The 16905-nt window shown below is 49.1% G+C and carries 17 protein-coding genes; 4 read left to right on the top strand and 13 right to left on the bottom strand.

Features of this window, described 5'->3' with window-relative positions; all coding sequences use genetic code 11:
- Nucleotide 1 precedes the first annotated feature (1 nt).
- From tssJ to tssB, 7 genes are read right to left on the bottom strand one after another with little or no spacing between them, the layout of a single operon-like run.
- A complete protein-coding gene (gene tssJ / locus ACX9GT_RS04490; protein ID WP_473190013.1) occupies nt 2-511 on the bottom strand; it encodes a type VI secretion system lipoprotein TssJ in 510 nt (169 codons plus the stop codon).
- Entirely contained in the window at nt 508-1809 is a 1302-nt protein-coding gene (gene tagH, locus ACX9GT_RS04485) for a type VI secretion system-associated FHA domain protein TagH (protein WP_473190012.1), read from the bottom strand. Before tagH ends, tssJ begins: the two co-directional genes overlap by 4 nt.
- A 25-nt stretch (nt 1810-1834) precedes the next feature.
- Nucleotides 1835-2887, bottom strand: coding sequence for a type VI secretion system baseplate subunit TssG (gene tssG, locus ACX9GT_RS04480; RefSeq protein ID WP_473190011.1), 1053 nt, complete (start codon nt 2885-2887; stop codon nt 1835-1837).
- Nucleotides 2851-4671: a type VI secretion system baseplate subunit TssF gene (gene tssF, locus ACX9GT_RS04475; protein WP_473190010.1), complete on the bottom strand. Its 1821-nt coding sequence runs from the start codon at nt 4669-4671 to the stop codon at nt 2851-2853. The genes tssG and tssF overlap by 37 nt, the downstream gene beginning before the upstream one ends.
- The gene (gene tssE / locus ACX9GT_RS04470) at nt 4671-5111 is read right to left on the bottom strand and encodes a type VI secretion system baseplate subunit TssE (RefSeq protein WP_473190009.1); all 441 of its coding nucleotides are present in this window, start codon (nt 5109-5111) and stop codon (nt 4671-4673) included. Before tssE ends, tssF begins: the two co-directional genes overlap by 1 nt.
- A 6-nt stretch (nt 5112-5117) precedes the next feature.
- Nucleotides 5118-6617: a type VI secretion system contractile sheath large subunit gene (gene tssC, locus ACX9GT_RS04465; RefSeq protein WP_473190008.1), complete on the bottom strand. Its 1500-nt coding sequence runs from the start codon at nt 6615-6617 to the stop codon at nt 5118-5120.
- A gap of 28 nt (nt 6618-6645) precedes the next feature.
- Nucleotides 6646-7143 carry a type VI secretion system contractile sheath small subunit gene (tssB, locus tag ACX9GT_RS04460; RefSeq protein WP_473190007.1) on the bottom strand — a complete coding sequence of 166 codons (498 nt, stop codon included), beginning with the start codon at nt 7141-7143 and terminating at the stop codon, nt 6646-6648.
- 701 nt (nt 7144-7844) lie between these two features.
- Here tssB and ACX9GT_RS04455 point away from each other — a divergent pair.
- From ACX9GT_RS04455 to ACX9GT_RS04445, 3 genes are all read left to right on the top strand, one after another.
- Nucleotides 7845-8363: an Hcp family type VI secretion system effector gene (locus tag ACX9GT_RS04455; RefSeq protein WP_473190006.1), complete on the top strand. Its 519-nt coding sequence runs from the start codon at nt 7845-7847 to the stop codon at nt 8361-8363.
- Between the two features lie 260 nt (nt 8364-8623).
- Nucleotides 8624-9247, top strand: a complete 624-nt coding sequence (locus ACX9GT_RS04450; RefSeq protein WP_473190005.1) for a DUF2913 family protein — start codon at nt 8624-8626, stop codon at nt 9245-9247.
- Complete coding sequence (locus ACX9GT_RS04445; RefSeq protein WP_473190004.1) at nt 9237-9695, top strand: PerC family transcriptional regulator; 459 nt, start codon at nt 9237-9239, stop codon at nt 9693-9695. Before ACX9GT_RS04450 ends, ACX9GT_RS04445 begins: the two co-directional genes overlap by 11 nt.
- Nucleotides 9696-10293: 598 nt before the next feature.
- Here the strand turns inward: ACX9GT_RS04445 and ACX9GT_RS04440 are convergent.
- From ACX9GT_RS04440 to ACX9GT_RS04420, 5 genes are all read right to left on the bottom strand, one after another.
- Nucleotides 10294-10713 carry a putative zinc ribbon protein gene (locus tag ACX9GT_RS04440; RefSeq protein WP_473190003.1) on the bottom strand — a complete coding sequence of 140 codons (420 nt, stop codon included), beginning with the start codon at nt 10711-10713 and terminating at the stop codon, nt 10294-10296.
- Nucleotides 10703-11191: a hypothetical protein gene (locus ACX9GT_RS04435; RefSeq protein ID WP_473190002.1), complete on the bottom strand. Its 489-nt coding sequence runs from the start codon at nt 11189-11191 to the stop codon at nt 10703-10705. Before ACX9GT_RS04435 ends, ACX9GT_RS04440 begins: the two co-directional genes overlap by 11 nt.
- Before the next feature lie 87 nt (nt 11192-11278).
- Nucleotides 11279-11722, bottom strand: a complete 444-nt coding sequence (locus ACX9GT_RS04430; protein WP_473190001.1) for a hypothetical protein — start codon at nt 11720-11722, stop codon at nt 11279-11281.
- Nucleotides 11723-13291: 1569 nt separating this feature from the next.
- Entirely contained in the window at nt 13292-13729 is a 438-nt protein-coding gene (locus tag ACX9GT_RS04425; protein ID WP_473190000.1) for a hypothetical protein, read from the bottom strand.
- 775 nt (nt 13730-14504) lie between these two features.
- Nucleotides 14505-14717, bottom strand: coding sequence for a helix-turn-helix transcriptional regulator (locus ACX9GT_RS04420; RefSeq protein WP_473189999.1), 213 nt, complete (start codon nt 14715-14717; stop codon nt 14505-14507).
- Between the two features lie 690 nt (nt 14718-15407).
- Here ACX9GT_RS04420 and ACX9GT_RS04415 point away from each other — a divergent pair.
- A complete protein-coding gene (locus ACX9GT_RS04415; protein WP_473189998.1) occupies nt 15408-16232 on the top strand; it encodes a hypothetical protein in 825 nt (274 codons plus the stop codon).
- A 158-nt stretch (nt 16233-16390) separates the two neighbouring features.
- On the opposite strand, the gene ACX9GT_RS04410 is transcribed toward ACX9GT_RS04415, so the two are convergent.
- A complete protein-coding gene (locus ACX9GT_RS04410; RefSeq protein WP_473189997.1) occupies nt 16391-16816 on the bottom strand; it encodes a hypothetical protein in 426 nt (141 codons plus the stop codon).
- Nucleotides 16817-16905: the final 89 nt, after the last annotated feature.

Genomic DNA, 16905 nt, shown 5'->3' with positions numbered 1-16905 from the left:
GTTATTCTTCCTCTTTCCTTAGCTCAATATCGTTCGATCTCAGATGAACCAAAACGTGGTAGTTATGACCCGTTCCATTGATCTTGATTATTTTTTTCCACTCGGTGCGGTTAGCGTTGGCATAGTAGGCAACGACGCCGAGGTAGCTATTTTTCTCATCCAACTCAACGGGTAATAGTGGTTTGTATTGATTAGGTAACAGGGTGTATTCCTGATGGTCGATGTAATTTTTGCTCAGCGTTTTTGTCAGTTTTTTACTGCCAAGCTGGTCATAATCAGCGGCTAACAGTTTGGAATCATCACTGAGGTACACCACCGCAATCTCGGTCGGCGTCGGTTCCCCTTTTTTATTGGGGTTGATGTCAGGCTCGGCTAACAGCGTCAGCCTGACCGTAGAGGGTTGGTCAGCAGCACGCTCTGTATTTTTGTTGCCCTTCATTACCGTGCATCCCGACAACAACAATGCCAGGTACAACACGCTCGTCAGGAGGTAGCCTTTGCTGCTGCTCATTCTTCGCTATCCCTCATCCCTTGACGCAGTGCCTGGTCATAAGCCTGTTCGTAGACTTCACCAAACAATTTTTCAAAACCTTGCTGCCTGCTGGAGGAGAGTTCCTGATAATAGTTTTTATACATCTCCCAAGCCCAGGCCGAATCTCTCTCCTGACGTTCATTGCTGCGCAGATAATGCGTAAAACGTGTCAGTAACCGTTCCGGTGAAAAGGCCTCCAGCATGGTATTCAACGCTTGCGCAATCGCCTGCTGATTAGCTTGATGATGCAGGCGCAGGTTATGCAGACTCTCAGCCACAGCAGCAGGGGCGGAAAGGTGAACCGGGCTTTTTTGATCGGCAAACAACAGGCTGAGCGTGGTGTCATAATCCATATTCAGGCGCAGTGGGTTATCTTCAATCGGCCGTAAATGCTTATCCCGTAGACCGTGTTGGCTGCGTTGCAGTGCTAACAGACCTTCAATGGTGGCTTTCAGGGTTTTACCGGCCTCTTCCAGAAAGTCATTGGCCTCCTGACTGTTGCGGATAGGCAGTTGTGCATCAAAACCACGCATCAATGGCGTAATCGCTACATGTTGTTGTTCCATCTTGCTGTCGGGCTGGTCTTGTTGACCGGAAAGAAAACTGCTGATTTGCGGTAGATCGATAAACTCCTGATCCATTGCACTGTCCTTGGCGGTATCCGAAAGTGGGGAAGAGAAAAGCGGATTACGATAGCGATCCTGCCCAAGCGTGTGATCGGCCTCAAACCTGGCGATGAGCGGCCCCTGAGTCGTCAGGCTTTCCGTTTCCAGTACGCGTAAAGGATCGTGGCTGAAGCTGTTTGCAACGGTGGTTGCCAATCGACTGTCTTGCACCGGATGGGCCGAAGAGGTGGCTCCCTCCATCATGGCTTCCAGAGGGTTGCTGTAGCTGGATACCAGCGATTCTGGCGACACCATCAGCGGATCGAGCATATCAGCCATGGAGCGGCTGATGTGGCTCTTGATGGCCAGATTACCCAGCGTAATTTCGTCCCCTTGCTGAATGCGGACAAACCCCGAGTTTGCTGTCAATACTGACTCATTGATGTTCACCGAACCATTCAGCACGCGCAGACAAAAGGATCCATCACGCCATTCAACAGCAAACTGCGAAGAACTGATATTGCCGCCCTGATCCTGAATAGACCAATGGTGGCTACCGTCACTCCCCACGATCCCACCCTGTGTGTGAAACAGGCTGCTGGCCTGTTTACCACTTTCCAATTTGTCGCTGTTAATGACGCGCAATGATAGTGTTGGCTGCTGTTTATCCATGGTCTTTATTCCTGAATCCTGATTGTCATTGCATAACGCTGATGATGACGTGGGGTTTTTGTTCGGGATCGCCGAGGAAACTGGTCCAACCCAGCAGGTTATTCTGTTCCGTACCCAGAACCATTCCACCAACCTGTTTTTCCGCCAACCCAAGACGTAAATCCCACGCGAACTGATCGCGCATGATGAAGGCAACAAACATCACTAACGGCGCATAGTTGGCACCATTAGGTAAAAATGACAAAAACTGTTCACGCGTCAGTTTGTTAATGCACAGTAAAAATTTCCCGCTGCGATCTGCGACCTGTGAACCAATCGAGAAATTGACGCCAAGTACCGATTTTTCCTGGTATTTTTTACCGCGCACTTTCACCCGGCTTCCCAGACGATTTTGCTGTTCAGGGGCAATAGCGACTTTTCGCAATTGCCAGCTGTGCAACGTGACATCAGACAGGTTGAAACAGTGCGAGACCAGGCTACAAATCACTTCTGGCGATCTGCCAGGGCTGGCCAACAACCCAGCATAGGCCAACATTTTTCCGTGATTAATCTGCAGTTTTTTACGCACAACTTCACTACCTAACCCCACCAGCGCGAACATGCGTTGCGAGAAAACGTCGTTACCGCCGCTTTCAAAACAGATGTAGTAACGGTATTTACGCCAAATCTGATGCAGCAGCGTTAGCAACCGGTGGTTGAACACGTTCAGAAAATCCGTCAATCGATTTTCATTCTGTGCATCTTCCCAGGCTAAAGAATCAAGGTAGTAACCCGGCAACGGTGACTGGCTGCCATGCAGGCCGAGAAAAGAAACCTCAAGTTCAAACTGACCACGAGCAGACGTCTCCAGCGCAACAACATCCCGAGTAGGAAATGCCAGGCTGGCAGTGGATTTAAAACGGATAGCTTCATTAGCAGGTTCAGCCGACTCGGCGGAATTTTGCCACGCTACCGCCATTTGGTTGAGAAGCTCAACCAATTGATAAAAGTTATAACGTGAAACATCCAGCACCGGTTCCTCCGGTGCTCCCTCAACCACACTTACATCAATGCATGTTGACCTGTCTGTACCGGCCATTCGTAACATTCCTGATTATCAAGATTGATGACTTTTAGAAGATGGAACGCGTTCACACTGGCATACAGAGAAAAAAAGTGCGCCAATACCGTACTGAAGAGATAAAGCTCCCCCTCCGAACTGAACGCATTTTGCTCCAGCCAGAGCGTGGTTTGCAGACCCCTGACGGGCAATCCACGGAATAATCTGTCGATCGGCTGGGTTTCAATGCGTTGAATGGCATCGAGTTTTTTTTGTGACGCCCGAGCGGATTGACGGTTATGCTGACTCGGAAAATCATAGGTATGTAAAATTTGCTTTAACGCGTCTTTATCCAACAACGACATGTAGTTCAATGACATATTGGACAGCAACGACCAATGCAGACTCCCATCCAACACCGGATATAACGGTACGGAAGGCCGGGTAATATTGCGGAAGGTCGCAAATGAAGGGCTTTCTTTCGTCGGTTGATTGATATCACCAACACGTAATAACAAGGGTAATTCACGGTTAGTACACGTCATACTGACGGACACGTTTTCTTCCGCCAGTGCCAGCTTCGATTCATCACTGCGGACAAAGGAAATGTAGTGCTCAAAACCTTTACGGAATAAAGAATTCTTTACACGCAAACGGTAATACAGGGTATTGCGATCCTGTGCATTCTCAATCTGATGATGGAAGCTTTCAAACGAGGTATACACTCTTGCATACCCGCGAGAGCGGCCTTTAACCGCGTCCTTTTCGCTCAGCCAACTGTCAACGCGATCCACCGAGAAAATATCGTAACGCTCAGGATGATGGTAACTGGCACATAGCGGATATTCGGTTTGCGTTCCATCAAGCTCAATCGCCTCACTGTCGTGCTGGAACAGATTCACCGCGGGCGTGCAGTTCAGGCGCAATGTGGTTGAACGTACTTTTACCTCAGGAGGTAACGCCTTGGAGAAATACAGATTCAGGGTGAATTCACTGGCGTTTAAATGTGGTGGGAAGTCAGTAACACCCGTAACATCAAAGAAGAGAAAACCTTCCGGGAAGCAAAAATACTCCTGCAGTATGCGATAGCCTATATAGGCGTTTTTCGGATAGGGTAACAGTGCATCTTCGCGCTCAAAACCCACAGGATTAAAATCAAAATCGGGCATCGGGATGGTGACCCCATTGACGACCAACTCTGCACGCTCAAAATAGTGATGGATCCAGAAGTAAAGTTGCGTGCTGGTATAATTGTCTTCACCCAAATAAAAGCGCAGTTTCCCGAGTTGCAGGTCCTGCAGGTTCAATTCAGCTTTTGCACCGAAGTGGATACCCAATATCCCTTGCTCATTGCTATTGTTTACTGAAATATCACGAATGGACATCGGGAACAGCCAGATATCTCGGCATAAGGTAAAGATACACTGTGGTCCAGCATGAATGTTATTACTGCGAAACGAGCTATGCTCCGTTCCCTGTGCAATGGGCACACTCATCACTTGGCTACCGCGTTTGACCAAAGTGGCTTCAGTCACCACGCTGTCATCGGGCGTATACTCAATAACGGTCATGCTAGGTACTGGCCGTAAATAATTCGGCCACAACATATTCAGCAAACCATGGGTTAATTCTGGGAATTGGTCGTCAATCTTTTCACGCAGATTACCCGTCAGAAAAGCAAACCCTTCCAGCAGGCGTTCGACATCCGGATCCGAACCCTGTTCAGATAAGAATGCAGCAAGATGAGGCCGTTCAACTGCGGCATCCCGTCCTAATTGCCGGAGGTAATCCAGCTCATCCCTGAAGTACTTTTCGAACGACATTATGCTTCCTGGTTAAGGCAGTAACGGCGGTTATTGTCCAACTGAATATTGAATTCGACGACATCGCCGATGTTGTCGAAATTAACATGAGCACTGATATGGAAACTTAACAACAAGGGGTCTCCATGATTGACCAAGGATTGAACGGTAACGGCAGTAATCCGCGGCTCGTAGCGCTCAATACACTCCTTGATGGCGAGTTCAATGCTCTTTCTGAAATCAGACGTCGTTGCTGTCGCATCATTGAGGTCAATAACCCCTAGACCTATAGCACTCTGACTGGCACCAGGGCGCGAATTAAGGACTTCATTCAGATGCTGCTTGATTGAATTCAATAGCTCTTGAACACGGCTATTGGAGGAAGGGCCTGAGCCCTTCCCCTGAATACGTTCAAACAGGCTGGCAGAACTCCCTCGCTCCCAATTGAGAAGCGCGGCCATAACCTGTTATTCCTTATCCAAACGCCCCACCAACGACAGCTCGAAGCTCGCCCCCATATATTTGAAGTGAGGGCGTACCTGCATCGCAACCTGATACCAACCCGGATCGCCTTCAACATCCAGCACCTGAATTTGAGCCGAACGCAGAGGGCGACGGCTGCGGACATCAGTCGGTGGGTTTTCCTGATCGGCAATGTATTGTTTCAGCCAGATGTTCAGTTCACGTTCCAGATCCTGGCGCTCTTTCCACGATCCAATCTGCTCACGCTGCAGCACTTTGATGTAATGCGCCAAGCGGTTGATGATGAACATATAAGGCAGTTGTGTGCCCAACTTGTAGTTGGTTTCTGCCATTTTCCCTTCGCGAGTATTGGGGAACACTTTCGGCTTTTGTACCGAGTTCGCGGAGAAGAATGCCGCGTTATCGCTGCCTTTACGCATGGTCAGAGTAATGAAACCTTCTTCCGCGAGTTCAAATTCGCGACGGTCTGTAATCAGAACCTCAGTAGGGATTTTCGCCTGAACCTGTCCCATGGCTTCGTAGAGATGCACCGGCAAATCATAAACTGCACCACCGCTTTGCGGCCCGATAATATTCGGACACCAACGGTACTTGGCAAAACTGTCCGTCAGGCAAGCCGCCAGCAGGAATGCGGTATTACCCCACAGGAAATGCTCATGGTTTTTGCTGACATCTTCGTAATAGTTGAAATTCTTGATCGGGTTTTCAACGGTAGAATACGGTAAGCGCAGCAGGAAACGCGGGGTGGTCAAACCCAGATAGCGGGAATCCTCAGACTCTCGCAACGCACGCCATTTGGTGTGTGCTGGCCCTTCAAAAACGGATTTCAGATCTTTGATCGCTGGCAACTCGGTAAAGCTGCTGAGGCCGAAGAAATCTGGTGAAACGCTGGAAAGGAATGGTGCGTGAGCCATAGCACCGACGGCACTCACATACTGCAACAGTTTCATATCCGGTGAACTATTGTTGAATGCGTAGTTACCGATAATCGCCGCCGTGGGTTCACCACCGAATTGGCCATAGCCTGATGAGTAAACGTGCTTGTAAAAACCTGACTGGATGATTTCCGGCGAGAACTCAAAATCTTCCAGCAGCTCGGCTTTCGTTGCATGCATGATATTGATTTTGATGTTTTCACGGAAATCGGTACGATCCACCAGCAGCTTCAGCGAACGCCATGATGATTCGATTTCACGAAATTCAGGAGCATGGAGGATCTCGTCCATCTGTGCACTGAGTTTTTTATCCAACTCAATGATCATTTTGTCGACTAACAGTTTGTTAACCGGCTCTTCATGGGTTCCCGTATCCAGAATGCTGGAAATAAATGCCGCAACGCCCTGCTTGGCAACGTCATAGCCATCATTGCCCGGCACCATACGCGTCTGAGACATGATTTCATCGAGTAGGAAAGTGTTACTCGTCGTACTGCTGGTAGTGGCAGACCTTGCTTCTAAAACCGCATTTTCTTCGTGTAAAGACATACGTTAAATTCCCTCTTGACCGACTCAATTACTTTTGATTAAGGATGTCGAGTTCTTTCAGCAACTGCTCACGCACATCTTCATTGCTAAGCAAGTCCTGCAGGCGAGAACGAAAAGCAGGAATATTACCCAACGGCCCTTTCAAAGCCACCAGCGCTTCCCTCAGTTCCAGAAGTTTTTGGAGTTCTGGGACTTTTTTCGCCACATTATCCGGTGAGAAATCGTCCAGAGAATTGATTGACAGCTCAACAGGCATGTCTTCCTGGCTTTTCACTTCCAGGCGATTTGGAACACTGAATGTCAGATTGATATTGGCTTCGTTCATTACCGCATTGAAGTTATTCTTACTGATAGAAACGGCCTGACGTTCTTCAATCGGAGTATCTTCACTGACACCTTTGAGGTCGCCAACAACCAGCAAGTTTAATGGCAACTCAATTTCAGCAGTTTGATCACCAGTATTCGGAACATACTTGATGTTTATCCTTTCCTTGGGAGCAACACTGCTTTGATTATTCTTACTCATAACTCATCCTTTTAGTCACTATAAGGGATGCCAGCCAATGTATTCATTTTTAGATATAGCGAACGCTTACCGTAAAATGAAGCGCAGATACCCCCGTGCAGTAGACTTAATGCCTCCAGTGGATATCCATCACTACTCAGGCCATAACTTCTTTGTTTCTTGCGCTGGCCGCAAGAAACAGCTCAATGATAAAAGCACCGAACCAATACCCCACAGGACAGGGTTTATAGGAAAAATCCCATATCAGTCTTGCTTTAACTAGCACATCGTCTACGATCTTCAAGGCAAAAGTCCATAAACTTTTCTTTATAGTTAGATGTCAGCTCCCTTTTGAGATCAAGCTACGCTACCGTAAATGATCACAAGAAATAATTTTATTGAAATATTATTTCATTTTTAAAACAATGAGATATGAAATATAATTATAATAAAAATTTATTGTTTTGTTTTTTAACATAAAAACAACGAATCAATAACGCAACATAAAACACCAATTATGCAAATATTATAATTTTTAATACCATCAATGTTTCCAATCAAATTTCAAAACTCGCCGATAGCTTGCACTCCCAAAAGGGCTGTTTATAGTAGCGTCAGTAAAGTGAAGTCGTAGAGCGGGTTACATTCAGGACTGGTCAGCATGGGCAGTGGAAGTAACTAGCACATGGTCAATATGAAGCAAATTATCAAGGATATTTAAGATGCCAACTCCAGCTTATATCGCTATTACAGGGAAAACGCAGGGTAATATTACCGCAGGGGCTTTCACCGCCGAATCCGTCGGTAACATCTTTGTTCAAGGCCACGAAGATCAGATGCTGGTCCAGGAATTTGAACATATCGTTACCGTGCCGACTGACCCTCAGTCAGGTCAGCCTTCCGGTCAACGTGCACACAAGCCATTCCGTTTCACCGTAGCATATAACAAAGCCGTCCCTTTGATGTATAACGCATTAGCCTCTGGGGAAATGCTGCCAACGGTTGAATTGAAATGGTACCGTACATCGATTGAAGGTAAACAAGAGCACTTCTTCACCACCAAACTGGAAGATGCCACTATTATCGATATCGACTGTAAGATGCCGCATTGCCAGGATCCGACCAAAGCTGAGTTCACCCAGTTGGTGCGTGTTTCACTGGCCTACCGCAAAATTACCTGGGAACATACCACCGCTGGCACTTCAGGTGCTGATGACTGGCGTGCACCGATCGAAGCGTAAGATTGCATTTACTCAGCAGCCAATATCTCAGTTGGCTGCTGTTTACTGTATCCCGACACATTGAATTTTCCTGTTCTCCTCATCCCGTTTGGCGACACAGCCTTTCCCCATCAGAAACCTCATACCCCGAGCATGCATTGCATTTTATTGTGCAGGTGTGTAAAAAATGGCACTGCCCGCATCCGGTGCTCATGAAAGCCACCCAACTTCTTACTAAACAATCGGCTGTACATCTTGTTTTGACGACTTTGGAGTGTGATTTGCGTTCAGATAGCGTTTCCCAGGATATTTTACCCGAACTGGCTCGCTTTGCCTGGTGTGGTCTGGCCGCGCTCCGCCTGGCCCAGCAGCAAGGCCGTGCGCTGTCTGAACTGCAACAGCACCTGTTTCTGATGCAGTGGTTGACCACCGCCCAGAAGCAGAAACGTTTCCCCAAGTACGTAGCCTCCGACATCGCCTGGTTATTGATGCAAGGTAAAAAATACGGTTTTGCAGCCAAACTGAGTCACAAGCTCGATTACCTGTATCGCTCCACCAGCGGCGTGCTGGAACAGCAAAGTGATTTATTCAGGCTGACCTATTTCCTTGAAACCCTGAAAGCCATGGGCTGGCAGAATGAACTGGTGACGCAGGAAGAGTGGACGCAAGGCTTCAGGGCCAACGCGTCGACCAGTACGGTATATGCCGCCAAAGCGTTACTGGAAAGTAGCTATAATGAGGCGGGACAATTGCTGACGCCCATGTCATTGCGGTTTGCCGGGGATATCAACGGTATTCCCGCACTCCTGGCACAGTGCCACCTGCACTATCAGCGCGAACCCGATGTTAACAATCTGGCGGTATTGACGCTGTTACCCGTAGAGAGTGAGATCGATGAAGCATGATATTCTCGTTCGCTATCACCTTGTGCTCGGCATAATACGACGGTATCCAGAGGCAACACGGGGATACCTGCAAGCCCGTCTGGCGCTGCGCGAGGCGGAATTACGGCGTGCGCTCATCTGCCTGAAGCACTCTCACTGGATTGCCTACCGGGGTCGAGGGGAACAGTGCCAGTATACCCTGACTGCAGAGGGCGAATCCTGGTGGCAAGCACACCAACCGGAGCCGCCACCCCATCCTGAACAGGTAGAGTTGTGCGAAAAACGGCGAAAGCGGGCCCTCCAGTTGGAGGCACAACAATTTTGGTATCGTGCCGCTCGCCAGTGGTTGCTGGTACTGGATTTGTGTACTGATGATGCCGCCCGCACAGAAACCGTTGCCCACCGTGAGCGCTGCCTGCACTTGGCCAGGTTAAAAACCCACGCACCGTCGGCACTGGCATCAATGTAATACCAGCCATTATAAGGATCACCAGTACATCGCCATCAGTATCGGGTTTCAAATCGCCCCCTTCAGCGTCATTCTGCAAACGTTAAAGTCTAGAGGCTTTGTACCGGTGCGCCATCGACGTTTTGATGGTACACAACCTGAAACCAGGGTGAACCCATTCAACACACGGTGACACCGGGAATAAAAAATAGCCTGTAAAGAATGATAACGGTGTTAAAAAACGGTAAACTCCACAACGGATTTAGGGATCTCGGGTCTGAAATGCATTAGAGTCATGTGTATCAGACATCATGAAGATCCGCCTTCATGTAACTCCATGTAGTGTTTATGTGTGAACCCCATTTGCCAGTCCAGCAGGACTGGTTTTTTTTAAGTACCGTAACCAGCCCACCACTTTTCGCAACTCTGCAAGCCTCTCTTCGGCCTTCACTTACGGAACCAAATGGGCCACCAGCCTCAAGACCGGTAGTACCTGCCGACCAGCTACGCTGGCCTCCGGTTGGTTAGGGTTGAACCCTGCAAGCGCTGAGCCGCCCCTCGCTTGAAAAACCAGCCATTACCGCACAGGCAGTTATCAACAGCGACAATCTCTGTGGATTCACTTCGCCCATTTTTCCGGCAAGACTCTGCTGAGATCCCGTAACTCAACCTCAGTGGTATAGTGATGCTCGTTACAATAGGGGCAAGTTTTGGAGCCTGAATACGCCTTGTCACACAACACACAAAAGTAATGCTTGGGCGTCGGATTATCTAGCGCGGGCGCAAATGCCTGCCTGACGTTGGGGGAAGGCCGTTGAGTGCTCTGGGTCAGGCGATATCGACACCCCTTGGCCAGAGTGGGGTCTGCACGCACCAGGTCGTGCTCAAAGTATCGCCCTGCGGTGTGCGTCACGTGCAGCACCAATCGGCTGTGGCAATCCTCGCAGTAATAGTGAGTGGTGTTAGTCGGTGGCAGGGTTTCAGCCCGAACCCGTTGCCCTTGGCTATCGCAGGCTTCACGCAGTTTTTTAAATTGCATCGAAAGGCTCCTGGTTCCATGCCTGATCCCGGTCGTAACGCGCCAACGCCTGCCGATGCTCGGGAGTTCTAAAGGCATCCCTAAAACCCAGTATAAAGTTATTAAGTTGTGCAGCCCGCCAGCGTGCGTCTTCCTCCTCCTCATTCAGCTTGAAGGGGAACAACGTCCGACAGTGTACAAACAGCCGCAGTGTCGGATGCTCACTGGCACACAATTCCGGGGTACGGGCGATCATCAGCAACGACCAGTACAAGCGATTGGCACCCTCGCCCCTGGGAAGCGCACGCCTGGTGCCGGTAATATCGTCCTCCTGCACGTAAAAACCTCCCCCCACGATCTGGCGTTCCCCCAATTCTGTTAGGCGGCGCAGCAGTAATGTCTGCTGTGTCTGGAAGGTGCGTTCCGGCTTAAACAGCGGGTCGGTCGGGACAACGGCCTGTGGGCACCGCGAGGTTGACGGTGATACGGGTGAGTGCATTTTGTTCTATTCCTGTTAGGCCACCTCGGTATGGGTGGTTACACAGGGATGGCTATGTACATAAAAAATCTGCCGGAATGGGCCGCATTAAGTCTCCGGGCAGTGTGCTCCTCGCTGTTCCCGATCGTAATGCGCTAACGCCTGCTGATGCACAGGGGACTGGAAAGCATCACGAAAACCACGCAATAAGTTATTAAGCTGTGCCGCCCGCCAATAGGCGTCTTCGCTGTAGTCTGGGGTGAGCGTCAGGGGAAATAGCGCCCGGTAGCGGTTAAACAGGGCCAATGTCGGGTGTGTAAAACAGTGAGCATCAGTGGGTGCCTTGATTGACCATAACAAGCGATCACTCGCTTCGTCGGTCGACTTGATGCGGACATGACCCGTCTCTCGATTGCCTGTGACGGTAAATCTCCCCTTGGCACGGCTTTGCCCTAACTCGGTCAAGCGACGCAGCAGTAACGCCTGCTGTTTAGTCAAGGGTGCATCGGTAACGGTTGGCTGGCGCAGTGAAGGCAGTGGTGATGAATACATTTGTCCTACTCCTGTTATGCCACCTCGGTATGGATGGCTACACAGATACGCAGGTGTATATAAAAAATCACAGGTGACGTGAGCGGGCTGCATAGCTAATGATACCAAAGCGTGGAAGCAAGGCTTCAGTGCGAACGTGTCGACCAGTCACCAAGGCGTTACTGGACGGCTAACGCCCATGCCATTGCGATTGGTTGCCCCCTTGCCCTGTCAACACGATCATGACGGTATTGGCACTGTTGCCGGTACAACCGCTATTCGACCTAAGGCAATGTGGTTAACGGTAAGTAACTCTCTTTACCGATAATTTTTTACGTACCTTGAAGTAATATGTAACGAAACCTCAACCCCTGTTGTTGAGCCCCGTAGGTGGCTCCTATGATCTAATAAGATCGGGGTTGGAAGACAACACCGTAGGGAACCGCCAGAGTTCCCGATCAGTCACAAAGAACAACGTGATCGTAGAGAGAGCCAGTGATCCAGTGATCCAGTGATCCAGTGATCCAGTGATCCAGTGATCCAGTGATCCAGTGATCCAGTGATCCAGTTTAAGGATATCGAGTCGTTGAACAGTAAGCCGATCACTACCGTCAAGCGCCTTACCCAGTGAGAAGTACCCAGCATGTACTCTGTAAGCCCCAGGTGCAGGATAGTAACGGCGAGTCCAATCCATGAGGCCGCATTGTGCAGTGGCTACACGGGCTGTGACTCTCGGGTTTGGTGAGATAACGCGGCACACTTGCCAGTATCGCGATAATGGCCGGGCTTGGCATACGTCTCTTTTTTCTGGTTACAGTTGTAATAGGTGCCTTTGCCCCCGGTAATATCCTGCCTGGCCTTAGCCCCATTGAAAACAGCAGCAAGGGGGAGTGGGGTCGCCGCTGTGCACCGTATTCCAGTCGCCAGGCGTATCCCGAACTTAAAACAGCCAAGATCGTTGTTAACGAGAAAGCGTTATCACTATGCCTCCCCTGGTTGCGGAAGACTCCATTTTACATCGGCGCCAACATCAAGCACCTTAGAGCTGCCTTCCCTCGACCCTGTTGAGGCCTCAGCCCACTCGGCATCCTTCGTGATTTGTGTCTGGCGTACCAACGATGCCAAAAACGATCTAAGCCATTCTGATTTCCTTGCGCTGTGCGAGAAGGCCTTGCTCCACGCAGGCTATAGCGTAGATTCAAATGGCAGGGTATTAGGCTCTTGGTGAAAGGCATGACGCACGCGGCGATTAGCCTGACGTCTGCGGTGCTACGGTGATTTAAGTGAGGGGGGCAGCGAGACACCGGGAGGGCTATACGCGTCAAGAAACGGTCGAATACTTCTTTTCAAAGACACCTTGGCTAACGCACTGAAAATACTGCCTCTATACGCCGTTAAAACGCGCTGTACGGGGCACTGTGAGGCGTACGCGCCAAATCGATACCCAAGCCTGCCTTTGGGCATAAACCTGGCTAAAAGAGAACGGTAAACGTACAGTCCTCTCCCCCAATCTAGACCATTCACTCTTCAACGCTTTCTACCCTGCTGACGGATCCACTTTCCAGTCTCCCAGGTATACTCCCCGACTGGCTATAGCCGCCCTTTGGCACTGCGGGGCCTACCGCGCTGGATTGGCACAGGGACTTGGCTTGCAAAATACACCGGACGCTCGGTACGTTGCTCCTGCTTGGCCAGATAACTCAAAATATACCGCATACCCTTACGACCCCGCTGGTCTGAAAACGCCACCACCCGCTCTCCCCGCACGCGATACCACGCCTTAGGCTCACAACGATGGGCATGGCCTTCCCCCTGGGTCACTGTTTTCCAATACTGGCTGATGGCCTCCCAGAATGGCCATACCTTGCGGTGCTTCTGTCCGTCGATATAAAATGCGGCATGGACGTGCAAGCGATGATCTTGACCGAACTCCATAACCCAGGCAACCCCAACTAGCCCAGAGAGCGTGGTACAACGTTCAAGCAAGTAGGCCATGTCAGCACTGAGCTGGTACTCGTCAGCGTGCATGAAGGACGGACTGTTACGTCGATAAGCAAAGTCCACTCTGAGCATGAGCAGTTTGGAGTAACGTTCGAATAAGCGGTCTTGATGACAATACAGGGGATCCCGTAGCGTACAGTCTGGTTGATAATTAGTATTGAAGCTCATCAGTCGATACCTGAATGAAATAGTTAACGTGGTCACTGGATACCCCTTGGATTTATTTTTTACCGTCCAGCTTTGAGATCATCGGAAGGGGATACGTAGGCCTTGGGAAAGGTTCGACAAGGGTAAGTTGAGATCCCCAGTCTAAGAGTAAGTGATAAAGTTATCTGTTTACTTTTCACTTGGAGTAGGTGTAGATTTTGATTGGACAGTAAGGGGGCATTCAAAGAGGGTTTAAATTAGAGTGAAGAATAGATTGAAAACCCTTTTCTAAGTTAAAACCCTTCTTGATAAATTAAATTAAAAAATCTCTTCTTTTCCAATTAAATTAAAAAAATCCCCTTCTTTATAAAATAACAGTAATAACCTAAATGATCTGTTGAGCGAGAGCAATATACCTCCTGGAACCACAGTGAATTACTGTAATTTAAATCATTACTCCCCTCCACTGAATAACCATCCCCTCAGCCTTGGTCAGGATTATATATCACCCAAAACCAGCTCGCGAATGAGTCTGAGGTCAACGACAAGATTATCGCTCAGGTGTCGAGTTCAGGTGACAGAAATAGCCAAGTGGTTTTTAAAGCAGAATGGTCTGGTACTACAGCGGGGGAAGATTGAGGTTATCGTACGAAGGTTAGGCTTGCGGACGGGAATGCTGGATACGCTCTCGCACCCATTGCTCTACCTCACTCTTCAGCCAACGTGAGCTTCTGCCTAATTTGATTGGCTTGGGGAACAACCCACCTTGGATAAGCTTGTAGAACCACTTATCGGTCAGCCCGGTAAAGCCGGTGATGAAGGTCATGTCCACCAACTGGTCGTGGGTCAGGTCTACGGTGTTGTGCATGTTAATGCCCTCTGAAATCGATTGGATTAGAGAGAACACGGTGGGATCCCTGTTTGATTTTCTATCTGAGGTCAACCGGGCACCATGTTCGTCATGGTAATCCTGATCGCCGTAAAAAATCTCGGGACCAGCACAACCCCTTTGCACTGACCTGCGTTTACCAACGCATTCTTTCCTCCTGTTTGCTGACCGGAGCACTACCATGGGCACCAGGCCCATGGCTAAACGCATCCCCACCGTCGGTCACTGCCCTTGACCCAACGTTAGCGATGTACGCAATTCTCAAATCATCCAGCACAAATAGAAACATAAGCGTTGACGAACAATCCAGGGCGGGACGGTGTGAGTCCATGGCAAGACGTTCAACGAAAAACGTCGGTTCATCACGACGCAATCTCATGACCGTGGCACGGGTATGCGATCTCGATTTCCGTACTTTTTTACGCCCCTTCAATTACTATGTCACGAAACCTCAACCCCTGTTGTTGAGCCCCGCAGGTGGCTCCTATGATCTAATTAGATCGGGGTTGGAAGACAACACGTAGGGAACCGACAGAGTTCCCGATCAATAGCGAAAATTGACAAAATAGAAATGTACAAGTTATAATACCACTTTAAGAACAGTATGTTAAAATCACCACATCGGTGATATAGTTCGATATACTCCCATGTTCCCGGAACTCAGCAGACATGAAAAAGAAGCTATTGCAAGTGGCATCGGCAACAGAAAAACTCCAGAAACACCGTCGAGGGCTTAAGAAGGAAAACCACGATCTCAAGTGTTTCCACTTCAGCTTTCACCTCACTGTACCAAGCGACTGTTTCGGGGGGAAAGTCCGGCTAAGGAGCGATGAGGTACAGCAGCGAGCACATGCCAAATGGTTGAAGGATAATTTAAGGAAGTTTTTGAATGGTTATCGACGCTGTACATTTAGCCATGTCATCAAAGGGTATTCATGGTTACTTTTCCAAGAGCGCTCAGGTGAACCGTATATTGATATTGTCTTTTTTGTTTCAAAAGCCGACTACACGGTAAAAAATGGGGCAGAGTTGGCAGACTTCTGGATGGCGTTGGCCAATCCCAACAGGCAAAGACATAGGCAGAAAGCCAAATCGGGGACAGAGGTACTTCAGCATGACGATGCTCAGTGGGCCGCTGTCCTAAGTTACAACTTTTCCTTTTCGTTTATGGCGTTGAGTCGAGGCCATCATCGGTGTATCGACGATTACAGAACACTCGCTAACAGGATACGCGTTGATCCTCTGCATGGCGCACCGCACAGCTATAGGGGAATTGCAGCTAACTCCTTGCTGATGTTGCCCGGGATGCGTTGTTTTGGCTGCTCTGAGCACAAGTTCGCAGAGGAAGATGTATCTGACGTTGTACCTGCGGTACGCAAGGCCAAGACTGGCGGACGTCGGTATGATAAGGCAGAGGTCGCGATACAGCCTACCGAGCCGGACAAATCCAGTTCGATGAAGGTAAATCAGCACCGTGACCAGGGGGCGGGATAGCGGTTACTGGTGCCCGGTATCCGTTGCCAATTAATAGCTGAAAGAATATCCTCCCGCATCCCTCACTAATGCGCTATTTTTAAATGATATCACTCACACTGTCGCCATCGCAGAATGAAAACTATTTGGGCGAAGATATCCATACCCAAAAATCTCGCTCACTGAGTTAATAACCATCTGTTGGGAATTTTATCAAGGATATGCGCCACATTGTTACCGACTAGATAGACACCAAAATCATCCGGTGAGGTGTTGTAGAATATACTATCCACAGTAGCCTCCCCTCTGCATTTATTATTCATCAACATTTTATTTTCCTTAAAGACAGCCAGTCTCTCGTTCATGCCCGCACGTGTCCCATTAGAATAAACAATATAGGAATATCGGCCGCGTATGAACTGGAATAAGTTATTACTCCAGTTTTCACCCAGCTCGCTGTAATAGAACGTCGTGTCCATACTCGAATCCAGCCTCATTTCTGGTTTGCGACCCCGCTTGCCGTAAGAATAATATACTTGAACATGGCCTTTCTCTATCGTTACGGTGTTGTTGTTCGTTAGCGTACAGCTAAACAGCTGTGACATCGGCTTTAATCCCTTGCCATCCATTAAAGCCAAATTCACTCGCCTCAGTAGGCGCAAAGCGACCCAACGTATTCACCCACTTGCCTTCC

Source organism: Serratia sp. YWN4, from assembly GCF_055790845.1.
Note: the sequence above shows the minus strand (reverse complement) of the source record. Positions and strands in the feature narration are given on the sequence as shown.

Excerpts from the sequence above, each read along its gene's own strand:
- tssJ (WP_473190013.1), bottom strand. The coding sequence starts at position 511 with ATGAGCAGCAGCAAAGGCTACCTCCTGACGAGCGTGTTGTACCTGGCA.
- tagH (WP_473190012.1), bottom strand. The coding sequence starts at position 1,809 with ATGGATAAACAGCAGCCAACACTATCATTGCGCGTCATTAACAGCGAC.
- tssG (WP_473190011.1), bottom strand. The coding sequence starts at position 2,887 with ATGGCCGGTACAGACAGGTCAACATGCATTGATGTAAGTGTGGTTGAG.
- tssF (WP_473190010.1), bottom strand. The coding sequence starts at position 4,671 with ATGTCGTTCGAAAAGTACTTCAGGGATGAGCTGGATTACCTCCGGCAA.
- tssE (WP_473190009.1), bottom strand. The coding sequence starts at position 5,111 with ATGGCCGCGCTTCTCAATTGGGAGCGAGGGAGTTCTGCCAGCCTGTTT.
- tssC (WP_473190008.1), bottom strand. The coding sequence starts at position 6,617 with ATGTCTTTACACGAAGAAAATGCGGTTTTAGAAGCAAGGTCTGCCACT.
- tssB (WP_473190007.1), bottom strand. The coding sequence starts at position 7,143 with ATGAGTAAGAATAATCAAAGCAGTGTTGCTCCCAAGGAAAGGATAAAC.
- ACX9GT_RS04455 (WP_473190006.1), top strand. The coding sequence starts at position 7,845 with ATGCCAACTCCAGCTTATATCGCTATTACAGGGAAAACGCAGGGTAAT.
- ACX9GT_RS04445 (WP_473190004.1), top strand. The coding sequence starts at position 9,237 with ATGAAGCATGATATTCTCGTTCGCTATCACCTTGTGCTCGGCATAATA.
- ACX9GT_RS04440 (WP_473190003.1), bottom strand. The coding sequence starts at position 10,713 with ATGCAATTTAAAAAACTGCGTGAAGCCTGCGATAGCCAAGGGCAACGG.
- ACX9GT_RS04435 (WP_473190002.1), bottom strand. The coding sequence starts at position 11,191 with ATGCACTCACCCGTATCACCGTCAACCTCGCGGTGCCCACAGGCCGTT.
- ACX9GT_RS04430 (WP_473190001.1), bottom strand. The coding sequence starts at position 11,722 with ATGTATTCATCACCACTGCCTTCACTGCGCCAGCCAACCGTTACCGAT.
- ACX9GT_RS04425 (WP_473190000.1), bottom strand. The coding sequence starts at position 13,729 with ATGCACGCTGACGAGTACCAGCTCAGTGCTGACATGGCCTACTTGCTT.
- ACX9GT_RS04420 (WP_473189999.1), bottom strand. The coding sequence starts at position 14,717 with ATGCACAACACCGTAGACCTGACCCACGACCAGTTGGTGGACATGACC.
- ACX9GT_RS04415 (WP_473189998.1), top strand. The coding sequence starts at position 15,408 with ATGAAAAAGAAGCTATTGCAAGTGGCATCGGCAACAGAAAAACTCCAG.
- ACX9GT_RS04410 (WP_473189997.1), bottom strand. The coding sequence starts at position 16,816 with ATGTCACAGCTGTTTAGCTGTACGCTAACGAACAACAACACCGTAACG.